Annotated in this window: 16 protein-coding genes; 11 read left to right on the plus strand and 5 right to left on the minus strand. The window is 67.5% G+C overall.

The window, feature by feature from the left end:
• Nucleotides 1-2 precede the first annotated feature (2 nt).
• Nucleotides 3-1,379, minus strand: coding sequence for a hypothetical protein (locus tag C8J44_RS13935; RefSeq protein ID WP_147453211.1), 1,377 nt, complete (start codon nt 1,377-1,379; stop codon nt 3-5).
• Between the two features lie 307 nt (nt 1,380-1,686).
• Between C8J44_RS13935 and C8J44_RS13940 the strand changes: the two genes are divergently transcribed.
• The 6 genes from C8J44_RS13940 to C8J44_RS13965 are packed head-to-tail and all read left to right on the plus strand — an operon-like array spanning nt 1,687 to nt 8,362.
• On the plus strand, nt 1,687-2,910 hold the full coding sequence (locus C8J44_RS13940; protein ID WP_183128791.1) for an outer membrane beta-barrel protein: 1,224 nt from the start codon (nt 1,687-1,689) through the stop codon (nt 2,908-2,910).
• 19 nt (nt 2,911-2,929) lie between these two features.
• On the plus strand, nt 2,930-3,772 hold the full coding sequence (locus C8J44_RS13945; RefSeq protein WP_121905000.1) for a polysaccharide biosynthesis/export family protein: 843 nt from the start codon (nt 2,930-2,932) through the stop codon (nt 3,770-3,772).
• A gap of 43 nt (nt 3,773-3,815) precedes the next feature.
• A complete protein-coding gene (locus tag C8J44_RS13950) occupies nt 3,816-5,210 on the plus strand; it encodes an ATP-binding protein (RefSeq protein WP_121905001.1) in 1,395 nt (464 codons plus the stop codon).
• Nucleotides 5,207-6,574, plus strand: a complete 1,368-nt coding sequence (locus tag C8J44_RS13955) for a GNVR domain-containing protein (protein WP_060526192.1) — start codon at nt 5,207-5,209, stop codon at nt 6,572-6,574. The genes C8J44_RS13950 and C8J44_RS13955 overlap by 4 nt, the downstream gene beginning before the upstream one ends.
• Nucleotides 6,571-7,239: a hypothetical protein gene (locus C8J44_RS13960; RefSeq protein ID WP_056054098.1), complete on the plus strand. Its 669-nt coding sequence runs from the start codon at nt 6,571-6,573 to the stop codon at nt 7,237-7,239. The genes C8J44_RS13955 and C8J44_RS13960 overlap by 4 nt, the downstream gene beginning before the upstream one ends.
• Before the next feature lie 10 nt (nt 7,240-7,249).
• A complete protein-coding gene (locus C8J44_RS13965) occupies nt 7,250-8,362 on the plus strand; it encodes a glycosyltransferase (RefSeq protein ID WP_183128792.1) in 1,113 nt (370 codons plus the stop codon).
• Between the two features lie 16 nt (nt 8,363-8,378).
• On the opposite strand, the gene C8J44_RS13970 is transcribed toward C8J44_RS13965, so the two are convergent.
• A complete protein-coding gene (locus tag C8J44_RS13970; protein ID WP_259466871.1) occupies nt 8,379-9,020 on the minus strand; it encodes a TlpA disulfide reductase family protein in 642 nt (213 codons plus the stop codon).
• 16 nt (nt 9,021-9,036) lie between these two features.
• Between C8J44_RS13970 and argH the strand changes: the two genes are divergently transcribed.
• Genes argH through C8J44_RS13995 form a run of 5 tightly spaced genes read left to right on the plus strand, consistent with a single transcriptional unit; the run spans nt 9,037 to nt 13,730 of the window.
• Nucleotides 9,037-10,404, plus strand: coding sequence for an argininosuccinate lyase (gene argH / locus C8J44_RS13975; protein WP_121905003.1), 1,368 nt, complete (start codon nt 9,037-9,039; stop codon nt 10,402-10,404).
• Nucleotides 10,401-10,643 (plus strand): hypothetical protein, encoded by a 243-nt coding sequence (locus C8J44_RS13980; protein WP_056054108.1) that lies wholly within the window; start codon nt 10,401-10,403, stop codon nt 10,641-10,643. The genes argH and C8J44_RS13980 overlap by 4 nt, the downstream gene beginning before the upstream one ends.
• Before the next feature lie 11 nt (nt 10,644-10,654).
• Complete coding sequence (lysA, locus tag C8J44_RS13985; protein ID WP_121905004.1) at nt 10,655-11,917, plus strand: diaminopimelate decarboxylase; 1,263 nt, start codon at nt 10,655-10,657, stop codon at nt 11,915-11,917.
• Nucleotides 11,914-12,780, plus strand: coding sequence for a bifunctional precorrin-2 dehydrogenase/sirohydrochlorin ferrochelatase (locus C8J44_RS13990; RefSeq protein WP_259466873.1), 867 nt, complete (start codon nt 11,914-11,916; stop codon nt 12,778-12,780). Before lysA ends, C8J44_RS13990 begins: the two co-directional genes overlap by 4 nt.
• Nucleotides 12,777-13,730 carry a zinc transporter ZntB gene (locus C8J44_RS13995; RefSeq protein WP_121905006.1) on the plus strand — a complete coding sequence of 318 codons (954 nt, stop codon included), beginning with the start codon at nt 12,777-12,779 and terminating at the stop codon, nt 13,728-13,730. The genes C8J44_RS13990 and C8J44_RS13995 overlap by 4 nt, the downstream gene beginning before the upstream one ends.
• A gap of 14 nt (nt 13,731-13,744) precedes the next feature.
• Here the strand turns inward: C8J44_RS13995 and C8J44_RS14000 are convergent, their stop codons facing one another.
• Genes C8J44_RS14000 through flhB form a run of 3 tightly spaced genes read right to left on the minus strand, consistent with a single transcriptional unit; the run spans nt 13,745 to nt 16,801 of the window.
• Nucleotides 13,745-14,143: a flagellar protein FliS gene (locus C8J44_RS14000; RefSeq protein WP_056054118.1), complete on the minus strand. Its 399-nt coding sequence runs from the start codon at nt 14,141-14,143 to the stop codon at nt 13,745-13,747.
• Entirely contained in the window at nt 14,140-15,588 is a 1,449-nt protein-coding gene (gene fliD, locus C8J44_RS14005; RefSeq protein WP_121905007.1) for a flagellar filament capping protein FliD, read from the minus strand. The genes C8J44_RS14000 and fliD overlap by 4 nt, the downstream gene beginning before the upstream one ends.
• 58 nt (nt 15,589-15,646) lie before the next feature.
• Nucleotides 15,647-16,801: a flagellar type III secretion system protein FlhB gene (gene flhB, locus C8J44_RS14010; RefSeq protein WP_056054124.1), complete on the minus strand. Its 1,155-nt coding sequence runs from the start codon at nt 16,799-16,801 to the stop codon at nt 15,647-15,649.
• Nucleotides 16,802-16,816: the final 15 nt, after the last annotated feature.

The following is a 16,816-nucleotide window of genomic DNA, read 5'->3' on the forward strand; positions in this document are numbered from 1 at the left end:
GCCTAGAGCAGGCGGGCGTTGACCCCAAGTCGGCTGGCGTTGGGCATGTCGATCACCACCGGCATCTCGCCGATCGTGAGGGTGCGGTCGGAGGCGGCGGCAGCGGTGGCCTGGCAGAGGGTGCGGGTGGTGTACGCGGCGGTGCCGCCGACCGTGATCCGCCCCTGCCGGCCGGCCACCGCGCTCCACGCGACGATCGCCAGACCGCGCGAGGTCGTGACGCGGATCACCGTCAGGCCGTTGTCGACGCTCTGCACCGCCATCGCCTTCGCATCGGCGATCACCGCGCTGGCATCGGCGAACGCGCACTGCGCCGACTTCGCCGCGTAATTGGCGTCGTACAGACCGAAATTATGCTGGATATTGGTCGGATCGACGCCCGAATCCTTGGTCTCGTAATACCAGGACCCCGCCACCCAGGGCAGCGCGGCGGTGTGCAGCAGGAACTGCGGCACGTTTGTCGCGATCTTCGCCGCGCTCACCGCACAGACGTTGGTACCCGCCGGCCAGCCCCATTCGGTGACATACAATGGCAGGTCGCGCCCGCCATTGGCGCCGGCAATCTTCGAATGCAGCAGCGTCAGCCGGCCCAGCGCCTCGGACGCGGTGCGATTGGCGGTACTGGCGCAGTGATTGTAGATGTGCGCGGAGACGCCGTCGGCCTGTGCCGCGGCCCCGCGGGCGAGGACGTCGAGCGTCCATTGCCAGTCGGGATCGTCGCCCGCCGCGCCCACCAAGACCTTCGCAGTCGGTGCGACCTGCTTGATCGCGCTGGTCGCGCGCGCAGCGAGCGGCGCGTAGTAGAGCGACGCGCGATAGTCCGACGCATCGCCCGGACCGACCATCACCGGCTTGTCGCGGACGACGTTGCGGTTCCATTCGTTCCAGATCTCGTAGATCGCATCGCGGCCCGCGGTCGCGGCGACCGCGCGCTGCGCATAGGCGGCGAACGCGGTCTGTCCGGCATCGGCGACCGGCGGCGACGCGCCCGGAATGAACGCGTTGCCGTTGTTCAGGATATACAGTGGTCGTGCGGTGGTCTTGCCGAGGAAGGTCACGAGCGGCTGCGGCAGGTGCGCGCCGTTGACGTCCCAGTCGGGTGCGAGCGCGTTCCAGTAGAGATCCTCGCGGAACGCCCGGATGCCGCTATCGGTAAACCGCTGCGCGACGCTGTCGGGATCGTAACCGGCGAGCGCCGCATAGGAGAAGTGCGTGGCCGCGCCGACGATATAGGGCGACGTGCGCACCGGCAGGTCCGATGCGGCGAATATGATCGCGGTGGCGCCGGCTTCAGTGGGCAGCGCACTGGCGTCGGCGACGGTCGGCGTGGCGGCCGGCGAGGGCGTCGGCGACGGCACTGCAGCAGGAACGGTCGTCACGGCTTCTGTCGAGGCGGAACTGCCGTCCCCGCCGCCGCAGGATGCGAGCAAAATGCTGAATAGTGGCAAAAAACGGCGAACCATGACGGACCCTCGATGAGGACTCATGCTTAATTCGCAGGGTTTTACATGCGGTTAATGAAGGGGACATATAGGAACACTTATGCGGCAGCGCAGCGTGATCGAAGGTGAGTTCGCCTTTTACATCGGTTAGGAGCGTCTTGACGCCGTGGATACGAGAAGGCACGCAGACTCCATGTTCGGTTGTTATTCCTCACCGGTTCGCCGCTCCATGTTGCATTGCAGCATGAATCGCGCGCGAGTCTTCAGCGTCCTTGCCCAGGCAATGGGGGCCGCTGCCTTCGTCGTTCCGCAGGTCGCCGTCGCGCAGTCCGAGCAGCTGGGGAATCCGTTGCTGCCGATCCCGCTGATCGGCGTAACGACGATCGATCAGCCCGGTCTGAGCGTGACGCCGTCGGGGGAGGTCGCCTATGACGACAACATCTTCCGAACCAGCGAAAACCGCGCGGCGCCGGTCGACGACATCATCGTCACGCCCGCCGTGCGCGCGACCTATCAGCGGCAGGTCGGGCATAACGACCTGCGCGTCGACGGCGATTTCGCCTATAGTTTCTATACCCGGAACACCGATCGCAGCCGTGCGCGCGCGGATATAGAGGGGACCGGTACGATCCGAGTCGCCGGCATCTGCCAGATCCAGCCGGATCTGCGATTCGCGCGGCAGCAGGCCGATTACGGCGACATCAACGGCCCGGTCGACAATTTCCAGACGTTCTCGACGGTGGCGGTCAAGGCCAGCTGCCCTCGCGCCGTGGGGTTCTTCCCGCTGGCCGAAGTGTCGCGGCGGACCACGCGCAACACGACGCAGTTCGATTTCGCGGATCAGACGCTGGTCTCCGCGGCGGGCGGAATCGGCTATGCGCGTCCCAGCCTGGGACAGGTGGCACTGTTTTATCGCTATTCGCGCGCAGATCGTCCGACGATCGGCGTCGTCAATCGCATCGACGAGGCGGGTGTGACGTTCAATCGCGCGGTCGTGAGCCGGGTCGAGCTGAACGTCGATCTGCATTACCTCCAGGCGCGAAGCGAGGGGGCCAACGTGCGCCCCTATCATGGCCCCGGCTGGGACGTGGACCTCGTGTTCCGGCCTATTCCGCGGATCATGTTCAAGGGTGAGGCGGGTCGGCGCATCGTCAACGATTCGCTGGTGCCGTCCGGGTTCACCGTCCAGTCCGATTACGCGCTGAACACCGAATGGCGGTTTGCCGAGCGGACGACGCTGCGCGGCGGCGCGATTCTTGGGCGGCGACAGTTCCGCGGCGATCCGCTTGTGATCGCGTCGCCTTTTTCCAGCGATCGTTTTTCCAGCCTGACTTTGGGGCTGACCCGTGCGATGGGCGAGCGCCTCAATCTGACGTTGGATGGCCAGCGCACGTCGCGGCGTACCAATACGGGGTTAAACGATTATGATGCCAACCGCGCCGCGGCCGGCGTATCGTACAGGTTCTGACACAATGACGAGGCACATCATGACAGTTAGCTGGCACTTCGTACGCCTGGCTGGCGCAGTGGCGTTGTCCGCGGTGCCGCTCGTGCAGGCGCAGGCGCAGGTCGCCAATGCACCCGTTGGTCAGACAGGCGTCGGCCAGACAGGCGTGGGTCAGGGACCCGTCACGCCGGCAAGCTCGTACGTGCTCGGGCCCAACGACGAGATTTCGGTCACCGTGTTCGGGCAAGATTCGATGTCGTCGAAGACCCGGATCCGCGCCGACGGCACGATCACCGCGCCGTTCCTCGGCGTTGTCCAGGCGGCGGGCAAGACGACCGCGCAGCTCGGCACCGAATTGTCGCAGGCGTATGTCCGCGGTGGCTATCTGAGCAAGCCCTCGATCAACGTCGAGATCACCGCCTATGCCAGCAAGACCGCGACCGTGCTGGGTGCGGTGCCCAATTCGGGTCTCTATCCGATCGATCGTCCCTATACCGTCTCGGCGATGGTCGCGCGCGCGGGCGGGCCGCGGATCGACGGCGCCAACGCCGTGATCCTGACCCCGGTCGGTGGCCAGCCGGTCCGCATCTCGCTCGCCGATCTGGTAGGCGGCGCGTCGCGCATGGTCCAGCCGGGCGATACGCTGTTCGTGCCGACCGCCGAATCGGTCTATGTCTACGGCGAAGTCAACAAGGGCGGCGCCTATCCGATCCAGCCCGGCATGACCTTCCGCCAGGCGCTGGCGCTCGCCGGCGGGCCGACGCTGGCCGGTTCGGTCAAGCGGATCGAAGTGCGGCGCGGCGGTCAGAAGATCGACAAGCCCGATCTCGACATGGTGGTCCAGCCCGAAGACGTGCTGGTCATCAAGGAAAAGTGGTTCTGATCGTGATGATCCCGTTCCTGATCGAAACGCGGGGGAGCCACGCGTGAGCTTCTTCGCACGCCTCCGTGACTGGCTGTCCGGTCTGCTCGATCCCGAGCCTCCGATGTCGAGCCTGCCCGACCTGCGTATCGCGGTCGGCACGCCCGTTCAGGAAGCCTCTGCAACGGTGCGTCCAGGTGCGCGTCCGGGGTCGGCGACGCAACCGATTCCCGGTGCGGTATCGCAACCAGCGCGCGCGAACGCGGGCATCATGGCGATCAGCTCGCAGCGGACTCGTATCCATGCGGCGTTCGATGCCGGGATGCCGGTCGAGCACCGCGCCGGTCTGGCCGGGCGCGCGCGCGAGCTCGACCGGCTCGTCGAGGCGGTCCTCGAGCATGGCAAGCACGGCATCGTGTTCGGCGCACGCGGGTCGGGCAAGACGTCGCTGTCGCGCGTGTTCGGCGATCTGGCGGACGAGGCCGGGGCGACGGTCCTGTACAACCTGGCCGGTGGCGACATCGATTTCTCCGAGCTGTGCCGTCCGTACCTCGTCGAGCTGATGTCGATCCCCGGCGAGGGCGTGCGGCGGATCGATATCCAGCCGCTGCTCAACGCGCCGTTCGACGCGCGACAGGTGGCCAGCATCCTTGCGGAAAAGGTTCGCCGGCCGACGATCCTCGTGCTCGACGAGTTCGACCGGATCGAGAACCTGGCGACCAAGACCGAGATGGCGACGCTGATGAAGCTGCTGTCCGACATGCGCTCGCCGGTGCGGATCGTCGCGGTCGGCATCGCCGCCAATCTCGAGGACCTGATCGAGGGGCATCCGTCGCTCCGCCGGCATATCGTGTCGGTGCCGATCGGCGGGATCGAGACCGAGCAGCTCAAGGCGCTGCTGCTGCGCTGCTGCGAGACCGCGGGCATGACGATCGACGACGCTGCCGCCACCAGGATCTCGCGGTCCGCGGTTGGGTCGCCCTATCATCTGCGGTTGTTCGGATCGAATTGCGCGATAGCGGCAAGCCGCGCAGGTCAGGATCATATCGACGACGCGGTGGTCCAGCAGGGTCTGGTCGACGCCTATGCCGAGTGGAGTGCGCTGAGCCCGCGCGCCGCCGCGGTGGTCGCCGATATCCAGCGCCTGCCGAAGCAGATCGCGACGGCGGCCGCGGTCATCTGCCTCGCGGCGGCGATGCGGACCCGGATCGAACGCACCGAGGTGGTCCTGGTGCTCGACGAAGACGGCCATGACGATGCGACGATCGCAGCGGCGTTCGCCGCGTTGAGCCCGATCCTGCATGCCAGCGCGATCGAAGGCAGCTATTATTTCGACGATACGCTGGCGCCGCAATTCTATCTGCTTGTGTATAATCGCAGGATCGATCCGACCCGGATCAAGACCCCCGGGCTCGACGATCTGCGAACTGTTCTGGAACGGGGAGTGCGTGATCTGTGATCGGTTTCACTGACTTGGTAAGCGCGATCCGGTATAGGCTCCGGCTTGTCCTGATCGTGGGCGGCCTGGTGTTTCTCGCCATCGCCGTGCTCGGCTTCACGCGTCCCCGCGCCTACACCGCGTCGTCGTCGGTGCTGGTCGATCTGACCCAGCGCGATCCGGTCAGCGCCAACAGCGTGACGGGTTCCGACAATAGTTCGGTGCTCGAATCGGTGATCGGCACGCAGGAGGACATCATCCGCAGCGATGCCGTGCTCGGCGAGGTCATTCGCCGCAGCCCGCAGTTCCAGAGCGCGAAGCTGGGCGATACGCCGGCAGAGCGGACCCAGAACGGCCTTGTCATGCTGCGCCGCGATCTCGCGATCAGCAACGAGAAGGGCAGCAACGTGATCCGGCTCAGCCTGACCGCGAACACGCCCGAGCAGGCGGCCAAGACGCTGAACCTGATCGTCGACACGTTCCTGACCAAGCAGGTGACGCTGCGCAGCGGCAGCGCGCAGGGTAACGCCAAATGGTACGACGCGCGGACTCGCGACGTCCGTGACCGGCTCGAAGCGGCGCAGTCGCGCTTGTCCAACTTCCAGCGTCAGCACGGCATCGTCGGCATGAACCGGATGGACGTCGAGGCCGACCGCGTCCGCAACCTGTCGACCGAGCTGGTCTCCGCACAGGCCGCCGCGGCGGTCGCGCAGTCCAAATCGGGGTCGACCGCGCAGCCCGAGGTCGCGCAGTCGACGATCGTCCAGGACCTTCAGCGCGAGAGCGGTATGCAGGCGGGCAAGGTCGCCGAACTGTCGAAGACGCTTGGTCCGAATCACCCCGACATGCTGGCCGCCAACGCGCAGCTGGCGGCGCTGCGCAGCCAGCTCGAATCGGCGCGATCGATCCAGGCGCAGGCGTTGACCGCCTCGAGCTCGGCAGCGGGCCGGCGCGAGTCGCAGATCCGTGCCGATCTGGCGGCACAGCAGACGCGCATGCTCGCGCTGTCGGGTGTGCAGGACCAGCTGAACGTGCTGCAGCGCGACGTCGATGCGGCGCGGGCGACCTACGACACGGTGCGCCAGCGCTACAACGAGGCGACGCTGCAATCCGAGGTGTCGCAGGCCAATGCGAGCCGTCTCGATCGCGCAGTGGCGCCGACGCTGCCGTCCAAGCCGAACCTGATCCTGTGGGTGATCGCGGCGATCGTGCTGGGTGCGGGTGCCGGGCTCGCCTCGGCGATCGGGCAGGAAATGCTCACGCCGCGGCTGCGGACCCCGTCGGGGACCGCGCGTGCGCTCGATCTCGACGTGATCGCCGACATGACCGACATCGAAAGCGGGACAACGGGCTGGCGAGCCCCGCGCAAGGAGGCAATAGCGTGAGGCTTCGTTCGACCACTGGTCCCGCATCGTTTCGTTCCGACGGCGACGATACCGGATCGTCCCATGTCGCCCCCGGCAGCGTCGATCCGCTGGTCGTCGCGGCCTATGCGGCCGACACGCCCTATGTGGTGGCGGCGCGCGCGATCCGCAGCTCGATCCTGCAGAGCTACGGCGAGACCGATCGCCGGTCGCGCGCGTGTGCGCTGATCGGCGTCGATTGCGACGAGGCGCTCGCCGTGCTGGCCGCCAATATCGGCGTGGTGATGGCGCAGGCCGGATCGCACACGCTGATCGTCGACACCAATCGTGCGCATCCGCGGATCGCGAGCCTGTTCCAGCTGGCCGATCATGCCGATCACCAGGGCACCGCGATCCCGGGCCTGCTGGTGCAGGGGACCGGATCGGATGGCGGCAGCGGCGAGCCGATCGAGCGTCGGTCGCTGCTCGAACAGCATGATGCGGTCGCGACCTCGAGCGGCCAGATGCTGGCCGTCGCCGCGATCCATTCGACCAACGGTGCGACCAGCATCGCCGATGCGATCAGCGGTTTCGACGCGGCGGTGATCGTCGTCCGCAAACACCGGACCAAGCGCAGCGACGTGCGCGGGCTGATCGAAGTGCTCGACCAACACGGCATTCCGATCACCGGCACCGTCCTCGTCTGATCGCATGGCCGTGTCGACCGGACCGCGCGGGGATGGCGCCGCGCCCCGCGTGCTGCATGTGTGCGACAGCATCATCGGCGGGACGGGGAGCTTTCTCGCCGAACTGCTGACCCCGCAGGCAGAGCTTTACGGCCCCGCCGCGCTGACGCTGCTGATGCCCGAGCAGCACCGCGACCATATCGAGCCGCGGCTGCGCGACAGCGAGATCCGGTTCGAATTCTTCGATCGGCCCAACCGGCTGCGCGGGATGGCGAAACTGTTCTTCGCGTATCGACGCGTGCGGCGTGCGACGCGTCCGGACATCGTCCACGCGCATTCGTTCGGCGCGGGCGTGATCACGCGGATCATGCGCTTCGGGCGTCGCCCTCGCGTGCTGTTCTGTCCGCATGGTTGGGCGTTCAGCATGCAGGTCTCGCCGAACGTGCGGCGCTTCATCGTCGCGGTCGAGCGTTATCTGGCAAGGGCGGCGGACCGCATCATCCTGATCTCGCCGCACGAACGTGACGTCGCGGTCGAGGCCGGCTTGCCCGAGCGCAAGCTGGTAACGATCAACAACGCGATCGCCGCGGCTCCGCCCGCGGTCGCGCCGGCGCGCTGGGACGACTCCCGGATCAAGCTGTTGTTCGTCGGGCGGCTCGACCGGCAGAAGGGGCTCGATCTGCTCCTGGAGGCGATCGCCGGACTCGGTGATCGCTATGCGCTGCGAATCGTCGGGCAGGCGGTGCTGTCGACGGATACGAGCAGCCCGAAACCCGATTTCGTCGACTATGTCGGGTGGCGCGACCGCAATGGCGTGGTCGCCGAGATGATGGCGGCGGATGCGATCATCGTGCCGTCGCGCTGGGAGGGCTTCGGTCTGGTCGCGATCGAGGCGATGCGAGTCCGCCGCGCGGTGATCGCGTCGACCGCGGGCGGGCTGAACGACATTCTCGACGGCGGACGCTACGGCGTGAGCTTCCCGGCAAACGATGCGGCCGCGCTGCGCCGGACATTGGAAGCGCTGGACCCTGCCACGTTGCCCGAATGGGGCGAGCGGGGCCATGCGCGCTTCATCGCCGAATATACCGCGGAGAAGATGGTTGATGCGGTCGACCGGGTATATAGGTCCGCGCTCGACGACTGACGCGGCCGCGACCCGATCAGGACGCTTCGGCGATCAGCTTGGCGGCAGCGAGCGTGTTCCATTCGTAGCCGCCGGTCATCCGCCACACTTCCTTGCCCGCCGAATCGTACAGGATCGTGGTCGGCAGGTTCGCCTGATAGGCAAGGCTGAGGCCGAGCTTCGGATCAAGATACGGCTTCAGCGTCGTGAACTTCTTCGCCGCGAAGAACGGCGTCACCTTCTCCGCGCCCTGCATGTCCTGGCTGACCGCGATCACTTGCACCTTGCCGGCGAGCGACTTCGCCGCGGAGTCGAGCGTCGGCATTTCCGCGACGCACGGCGCACACCAGGTCGCCCACATGTTGAGGAGCAACGGCTTGCCCTTGAACGTGGCGAGCGTGACCGACTTGCCGTCCGGCGCGGTGAAGGCGGCGGTCGGGCCGGTCTCGCCCTTGTGGCTGCGGTCGAGCTTTTCGGCGGGGGTGGCGGGGCCGGTCGCCTCGTCGGGGGCAGGGCCGGACGCGACCTCGTCGGCGGACGCCGTGTTCGCCGCAACGACGTTTGCTTGCTCCGGCGCGGGCGATTTCCTATCGCAGCCGGCGACCAGCAGGCCCATCCCCATCACGGCGGCGATCGGCCCAGACTTTAACAGCGAATTGAACACAGGATTCGAGAACATGGACGGTTCCAATTCGATGTGGGGCGGGCGGTTCGCCGAAGGACCGGCAGCGGTCATGCGCGAGATAAACGCCTCCATTCCCTTCGACAAGCGGCTCTGGCAGCAGGATATTGCCGGTTCGAAGGCGCATGTCGCCATGCTCGGCAAGCAGGGCATCGTTTCGGCGGAGGACGCCGCGACGATCTCGGCGGGGCTCGACACGGTAGCGGCGCATTATGCCGAGCACGGCGTCGAGGAGGATCTGGTCCTTGAGGATATCCACATGCAGACCGAGGCGCGGCTGGCCGATGCGATCGGTCCGGTCGCCGGGCGGCTACATACCGCGCGGTCGCGCAACGACCAGGTCGCGACCGATTTCCGGCTGTGGGTGCGCGATGCGATCGACCAGGCGCTGGCGGCGCTCGCCGGGTTCCAGGCGGCACTGCTCGCGCGGGCGGAAGAGCATGCGGCGAGTGTTATGCCAGGCTTTACGCACCTCCAGTCCGCGCAGCCGGTGACGCTGGGGCATCACCTGATGGCGTATCACGCGATGATTTCGCGTGATGTCGGGCGGTTTGCCGATGCGCGCGCAAGGATGAACCGGTCGCCGCTGGGCTCGGCGGCGCTGGCGGGGACGGGCTTTCCGATCGACCGCGCGATGACCGCCGAGGCGCTTGGCTTCGACGGCCCGATGACCAATTCGCTCGACGGGGTGAGCGACCGCGACTTCGCGATCGAGTATCTCACCGCCGCGACGCAGACCTCGCTGCACCTATCGCGCCTCGCCGAGGAGTTCGTGCTGTGGGCGTCGCAGCCGTTCGGGTTCGTCGCGCTCAGCGATCAATGGTCGACCGGCAGCTCGATCATGCCGCAGAAGCGCAATCCCGATGCGGCCGAACTGGTGCGCGGGCATGCCGGGCGGATCCTGGGCTGCATGACCGCGCTGATGGTGACGATGAAGGGCCTGCCGCTCGCCTATTCGAAGGACATGCAGGACGACAAGCCGCCGGTGTTCGAGGCGCACGACCTGCTCGCGCTGTCGATCGCGGCGATGACCGGGATGGTCGAGAGCGCGACGTTCCGCACCGATCGGATGCGTGGGCTGGCGGAGAGCGGCTTTGCGACCGCGACCGATCTCGCCGACTGGCTGGTGCGCGAGGCCGGGCTTCCGTTCCGCGAGGCGCATCACGTGACCGGGCGCGCGGTGAAGCTGGCCGAGGAGCGGAAAGTCGCGCTCGATGCGCTGCCGATCGAGGACCTGAAGGCAATCGATGCGCGGATCGACGAACGCGTGTACGGCGTGCTCTCGGTCGATGCGTCGGTCGCCAGCCGGACCAGCTTCGGCGGCACCGCGCCCGACAATGTACGTGCCGCGATCCGCGCGGCTCGGGGAGAGACGGCATGAAGCGGTGTGTTGGATTGGCGGGACTGGCGTTGGCCTTGTCCGGGTGCGGTGCGGCGGACGGCTTGAAACCGGCCGAGGGCAAGATGCTGCCAGTCGCGCCCTATGGTGCGAAGACCCGGCCGACGCCGGCGCAGTTGCTGACGCCCACCACGCAGCAACGCCCCAAGCGCAGCGACGAGCTGCTGACCCAATCCGACGAGCGGCGTAGCGACGAGTTCGACCTGCCGCCGCCCAATTGAAGACCTGATTCATGGACCATTTCGCCTATCGTGACGGTATCATGCACGCCGAGGACGTCGCCCTGCCGGCGATCGCCGAGGCTGTCGGCACGCCCGTCTACGTCTATTCGACCGCCACCTTCCGCCGCCACGCGCAGGTGTTTCGCGATGCGCTGAAGGGCGCCGGGCGCGTGCATCTGGCCTATGCGATCAAGGCCAATCCCAACGTCGCGGTGCTGCGCGTACTGGCCGACGAGGGCTATGGTGCCGATGTCGTCTCGGCCGGCGAGATGCAACGCGCGCTGGCGGCGGGAATACCAGCGTCGGACATCGTGTTCTCGGGCGTCGGCAAGACGCGGCGCGAACTGGCGCAGGCGCTCGATGCGGGTATCGGCCAGTTCAATCTGGAGCTGGAGGAGGAGGGCGAAGTCCTTGCCGCGCTCGCCCACGCCCGCGGCGAACGCGCGCCGGCGGTGCTTCGCGTGAACCCCGACGTCGACGCCGGCACGCACGCGAAGATTTCGACGGGGCGCAAGGAGAACAAGTTCGGCGTCGCGATCGATCAGGCGGTCGCCATGTTCGATCGCCTGTCGAAGCATGACGGCCTGAACTTGCGCGGCGTCGCGATCCACATCGGCAGCCAGCTCGCTGATCTCGCGCCGCTCGAAGCCGCCTATGCGCGGATCGGCGAGCTGGTCGCGGAGCTGCGTGCTGCCGGTCACACGATCAGCCGCGTCGATCTCGGCGGCGGGCTCGGCGTACCGTACAAGCCCGGCGACGTGCTGCCGAGCCCTGCCGAGTACGGCGCGATGGTCGCGCGCGCGACCGCCGACTGGGACGTCGAACTGATGTTCGAACCGGGGCGCGTGATCGCGGGCAATGCCGGCGTGCTGCTCACCGAGGTGATCTGGGTGAAGCCCGGCGTCGTGAACCCGTACGTGATCGTCGATGCGGCGATGAACGACCTCGCGCGCGTCGCGATGTACGACGCGTATCACGACTTCGTCGCGGTCGCGCCGAGCGGGGAGCGGATGACCGCCAACATCGCCGGGCCGGTGTGCGAGACCGGCGACACCTTCGCGATGGGGCGCGATATCGACGCGGTGAAGTCGGGCGATCTCGGCATCTTCCGTACCGCGGGCGCGTACGGTGCGACGATGGCGTCGACCTACAACAGCCGTGCGCTGGTGCCCGAGGTGCTGGTCGATGGCGACCGGTTCGCGGTGGTCGCCGACCGCATCCACCCCGAGACGATCCTCGCTGCCGAGCGCGTGCCGGAATGGCTCAAGCGGTGACGGCTTCCGTCCCGCTACAGAGCCTGCCGCTGTTCGTCAGGCTGGCGGGTCGCCCGGTGATCCTGCTGGGCGAGGGCGAGGCGGCGGATGCGAAACGGCGGTTGCTCGATCGCGCGGGGGCCGATGTGGTCGGCGAGGATGCTGCGGCATCGCTCGCGATCGTCGCGATCGACGATGAGGATGAAGCACTGGCGGCGGTGGCGCGGCTGAAGGCGCGCGGCATCCTGGTCAACGCGGTCGATCGTTCGGCGCTGTGCGACTTCACGCTGCCGGCGATCGTCGACCGCGCGCCGGTGTTGATCGCGATTGGGACGAGCGGGGTGTCGGCGGGCCTCGCGGCGGCGGTGCGGCAGCGGCTGGAAGCGATCGTGCCCGCCGATCTCGGCAAACTCGCGCTGGCGTTGCAGGCGGCGCGCGGCGCGTTGCGCAAGCGCTGGCCCGACATGGGCGAGCGTCGCCGGGCGCTCGCGACCGCGATGGGGGTGGGCGGTGCGCTTGATCCACTCTCACCAACACACGACGTCGACGCATGGCTGGCCACACCAGACTCCCCTCCCTGGAAGGGAGGGGCAGGGGGTGGGTCGGCCGCTGATGCACGCGCCGACTCCCAACTGGCCTACCCACCCCCAACCCCTCCCTTTCAGGGAGGGGAGCAGGTTGCGATCCGCCTCACCTCCACCGATCCGGACGACCTGACGTTGCGCCAAGCGCGTGCGCTGGCGAGCGCCGACCGGGTCTATCATAGCCCTGACGTGCCCGCGGCGATCCTCGATCGCGCGCGTGCCGATGCGGCGCGGCACTGCGCGGCAATGCCCGCCGATCCTGGCACTGGCCTGTCGGTCGCGATCGAGATGGCGCGATGAGCGGCTTCGGATTTCGCATCACCAATGGCGAAGCGACGCGCGTCGATGTCAAGGAAGCGCTCGACTGCATCGCCGACCTCGTCTGGGTGCATCTGTCGACCACTGCCGAGCATGCGCAGACTTGGCTGCGCGACGAAGCCAAGCTGCTCGACTATGTCGTCGATGCGCTGACCGCGACCGAGACGCGGCCGCGCTGCGAGGCGGTCGGCGACGGCGCGTTCGTCAATCTGCGCGGGCGATCGAAGGAGGAGCTCGACACCTCCGACCTGCTCGCCTCGGTGCGGATCTGGGCGGTGAAGGGCCGCGTGTACTCGGTCACGCGGAAGCCGCTGATCGCGGTCGCCGAGGTCGAAAAGATGGTCGAGCGCGGCGAGATCCGCGATCCGGGCGATCTGATCGCCGCGTTCGCCACCGCGATCACCACCGATCTCGATCCCGACGTGGCGACGCTCGGCGATGAACTCGACGATTGCGAGGAGCAGCTCGACGCCAACCGCGTGTTCGAGCTGCGCCGCACGGTCAGCAAGGTGCGCGTGGCGGCGATCGGCTACAAACGCTTCCTCAATCCGCAGCGTGCGGCGCTGGAGAGGCTGGCGGCGCTGCCCGGTGATTGGCTCGCCGACGACGATCGCCTGCATCTGGCGGCGGCGGCGGATCGTGCGGCGCGGATGGCGGAGGAGCTCGAATCGATCCGCGAGCGCTCGGCGCTGGTCCACGAGACGCTGACCGATCTGCGCGCCGAGCAGATCGACAATCGCTCGCTGATCATCTCGATCGCGGCAATGGTGTTCCTGCCGCTCACCTTCCTGACCGGGCTGTACGGGATGAACGTTAAAGGGCTGCCCTATGCCGAGGAACCCTGGGCGTTCGACGCGATCGCAGTGGCGTGCCTGGTGATCGCGGTCGGCGTCGTGGGATATTTCTCCGCCCGCCACTGGTTCCGGCGGTAGGATAATCCTCGAGCCTACGCCGCGCTGACGGTCCGCCAGGCCTGCGCGATCTCGTCGAGCATGTCGGCCGAATCGCGGAACGGGCGGGGATCGAGGCCGATCGAGGCGTTGATGATGGTTTTCCGCGCGCCGCCGTACAGCCGCGCCAGCGTTTCGGCGACCGCGCCGCCATTTTCGAAATCGAGACCCGATTCGAGCGCGAACAGGATCGCGGTGGCGCGCGTGACCCGCTCGCTCTTGATCGCGAGCTTGCCCTTTTCGGCGGCCCAGGCGGCGGCCCGCAACGCGGCGACCAGCTCCTTGTACAGCAGCTGGACGAGCGCCGGGCCGTCCGCGGTCGCGGTGCGGCCGACCGCATCGATCTGGCGATAGGTCGCGAACGGGTCGCGGGTCAGGGTCGTTGCGTAGGTCACGAGTCGCTCTTGTTCCACTGGGCGATCTGGCCGGCGAGGAAGGTCTGCGTCGACTTGTACGCCGACACGCGCGAATTCATGCTGGCATATTGCTGGGTCAGGCGGGTGTTCATCTGGGCCGACTGGTCGGTGACCTTGTCTTGCTGGTCGGTGACGACGGACTGTGCCGCGGTGTAGCGCAGCGCCGACGCACCGAGCCCCGTCAGCGTGCTGGTCGCGCCGGTCGTCAGCGCGGTCAGCGTCGCGGACAGGCCGAGCGCATTGGTCCCCGACGGCGCGAACATCGATTCGATCGTGTCGGGGTTCGCCGCGATCTGTTTGGCGAGCAACACCGCATCGACGCGCAACGTGCCGTCGGTGCTGGTCGCGACGCCGATCTCCGACAGCGTGCGCGGGATACCCGAGACCGCACCGCCGACGAGCGCCTTGGACGACAGCGCCTTGAACGATCGCAGCAGGCTGGTCGCGGCGGGATCGGAGCGGAGATTGCCGGTGATCGGATCGGTCTGTGCGGTGATCGCGGCGAGCACCTGGTTGTAGGTGTCGACGACATCGTTGACCGCCTGAGTCAGCGCGTCGGTCGGCGGGGTGCTGCCCAGCGTGACCGGGACCGTCGAGACGGCGTTGAGCTGCAGCTTCACGCCATCAACCAGATCGCTGATGGTGTTGCTCGGCCGCTCCACGGCGATGCCGTCGACCGTCAGCTGCGCGTTCTGCGCGGTCGAGACGAGGCTGGTTTTCGTCGCGCCGCCGCCGATGTCGACCGCATCGCCGGTGGCGCCCTTCAGCGTGAACGCCTGCGCGTCGCCGGTGCCGCCCTTGACCGACAGATAGGCGCCGCCGTTCGCATCGGTGACGACCGAGGCAGTGACGCCGGTCTTCGCGGCGTTGATTGCCGATGCGATCGAATCGATGCTGCCGTTGCCGACGGCGATCGATACCGGGGTTCCGCCGCCGATCGTCAACGTCAGCGCGCCGGTGCCGAGGTCGGCGGTGCGATCCGCGACCGCGGTCGTCGTCCGCGCGACCTGCGCAGTGGCGAGGCGCGTGACGGTAACGCTGGCCGCCAGCGCCGATAGTTTCGCGCCGGGCAGTGCGGTTGCGGACAGGATTGTGGTGTTCGAGCTGCTCGGTTGCGTCTGGAGACTGCCGCTCTTCACCAGATTGGCGAGCGCGGTAGAAAACCCGGTGATCGCGCTTTTGATCGTACCGATTCCCGAGATCTGCGCGGTGAGCGTGTCGGCCTTCGCCTTCAACGTCGCGGTCTTGGTCGCGAATTGCGCGTTGACCAGCGCAGGGACCAGCGTGGAAGTATCGATCCCGGAGCCGGTGTTGAGCGACGTCAGCAGCGCCTGGGTCGCCGACTGGATGACGCTCGTCGCGCTCGGCGTGGGGGTCGCAGTGGGCGTCGGCGTGGCCGTCGTGCTGGTGGTCGAAGTTACCATGGCGAAATCCCTGCACTGCGCACGCTTACGATCAGTAACGGCCGGGCCGCCGCGATGTTTAGGCCTGTTTCATCCCGTTTTCGTCGAATCGCGCGTCCTTCGGCACGGTGACGAACGGCTGGACCGGCGCGGCTGCCCCGCCCCCGGTACCGCCAGCTGCGACGTTGAGCCCGAACACGAACGCGAGCACGGTTGCGATCGCCATGTAGAGGTCGTCGCGGACCTCCTGGTTTTCCTTGCTGGTATAATAGATCGCCCGCGCCAGCATCGGATATTCGAGTACCGGCACGCGGCCCTCCGCGGCGAGTTCGCGGATCGCCAGCGCGGTTGCGCCGCGGCCTTTTGCGACCACCACCGGCACCTGATCCTTGCCGCGATCGTAGCGCAGCGCCACCGCGAAGTGCGTCGGGTTGGTCAGCACGACATGCGCCTCCGCGACCGACTTGCGTAAGCCCCCGCTCGCCATCGCGCGCATCTTGGCGCGCATCTGGCCCTTCGCCTCGCCATTGCCCTCGGTAGACTTGTGCTCGTCCTTCACCTCCTGCTTCGACATCCGCATCTTGCCGAGGCGGCGGATGATCTGGATCGGCAGGTCGATTCCGGCGATCGCGCACAGCCCGAACGCCATCGCGATCAGGATCGCCTTGAACGTGCCGCCGAGCGACGACAGCGCCTGGTTGAGATCGGCGGACGAGGCGAGCCCCATCGTCGTATGCGCCGCCTTCCACAGCATCCAGCCGCCGATCGTGCCGAGCAGGATCACCTTCAGCAGCGACTTGCCAAGCTCGATCCAGCCGTTCGATCCGAAGATCCGCTTGAGACCCGCGGCGGGATCGACCCGGCTGTATTTGGGCGCCATCAGCTTGCCGTTGAAGCCGAGCGAGCCGAGCCCTGCCTGGCTGAGGATCGCGGCGGCGATGGTGACGACGAACAGGCTGATCAGCGACGGCGCGAGCTTGCCGCCGGCGTCCATCAGCGGCCGCCACGGCGAGAAATCCTCGACGTCGGCGTGGGTGAACTGGAAGCTCGATGCCATCACCTGCTTGCAGGCGGTGATCAGCGTCGGGCCGGCGTAGATCAGCCAGCCGACACCCGCGACCATGCTGAGCGCGGTGGCGAAATCGCGCGATCGGAGGATGTCGCCCTTCTCGACCGCATCCTTCTTGCGCTTGGCGGTTGGCGATTCGGTCTTTTCACCGCTGTCCTCAGACATGGGCCGCCGCCGCCA

The sequence above is a fragment of the Sphingomonas sp. PP-CE-3A-406 genome, assembly GCF_003688625.1.
Lineage (GTDB): Bacteria > Pseudomonadota > Alphaproteobacteria > Sphingomonadales > Sphingomonadaceae > Sphingomonas.

Coding starts and splice junctions, on each gene's coding strand:
- C8J44_RS13940 (WP_183128791.1), top strand. CDS start 1,687: ATGAATCGCGCGCGAGTCTTCAGCGTCCTTGCCCAGGCAATGGGGGCC.
- C8J44_RS13945 (WP_121905000.1), top strand. CDS start 2,930: ATGACAGTTAGCTGGCACTTCGTACGCCTGGCTGGCGCAGTGGCGTTG.
- C8J44_RS13970 (WP_259466871.1), bottom strand. CDS start 9,020: ATGTTCTCGAATCCTGTGTTCAATTCGCTGTTAAAGTCTGGGCCGATC.
- argH (WP_121905003.1), top strand. CDS start 9,037: ATGTGGGGCGGGCGGTTCGCCGAAGGACCGGCAGCGGTCATGCGCGAG.
- C8J44_RS13980 (WP_056054108.1), top strand. CDS start 10,401: ATGAAGCGGTGTGTTGGATTGGCGGGACTGGCGTTGGCCTTGTCCGGG.
- lysA (WP_121905004.1), top strand. CDS start 10,655: ATGGACCATTTCGCCTATCGTGACGGTATCATGCACGCCGAGGACGTC.
- C8J44_RS13995 (WP_121905006.1), top strand. CDS start 12,777: ATGAGCGGCTTCGGATTTCGCATCACCAATGGCGAAGCGACGCGCGTC.
- fliD (WP_121905007.1), bottom strand. CDS start 15,588: ATGGTAACTTCGACCACCAGCACGACGGCCACGCCGACGCCCACTGCG.
- flhB (WP_056054124.1), bottom strand. CDS start 16,801: ATGTCTGAGGACAGCGGTGAAAAGACCGAATCGCCAACCGCCAAGCGC.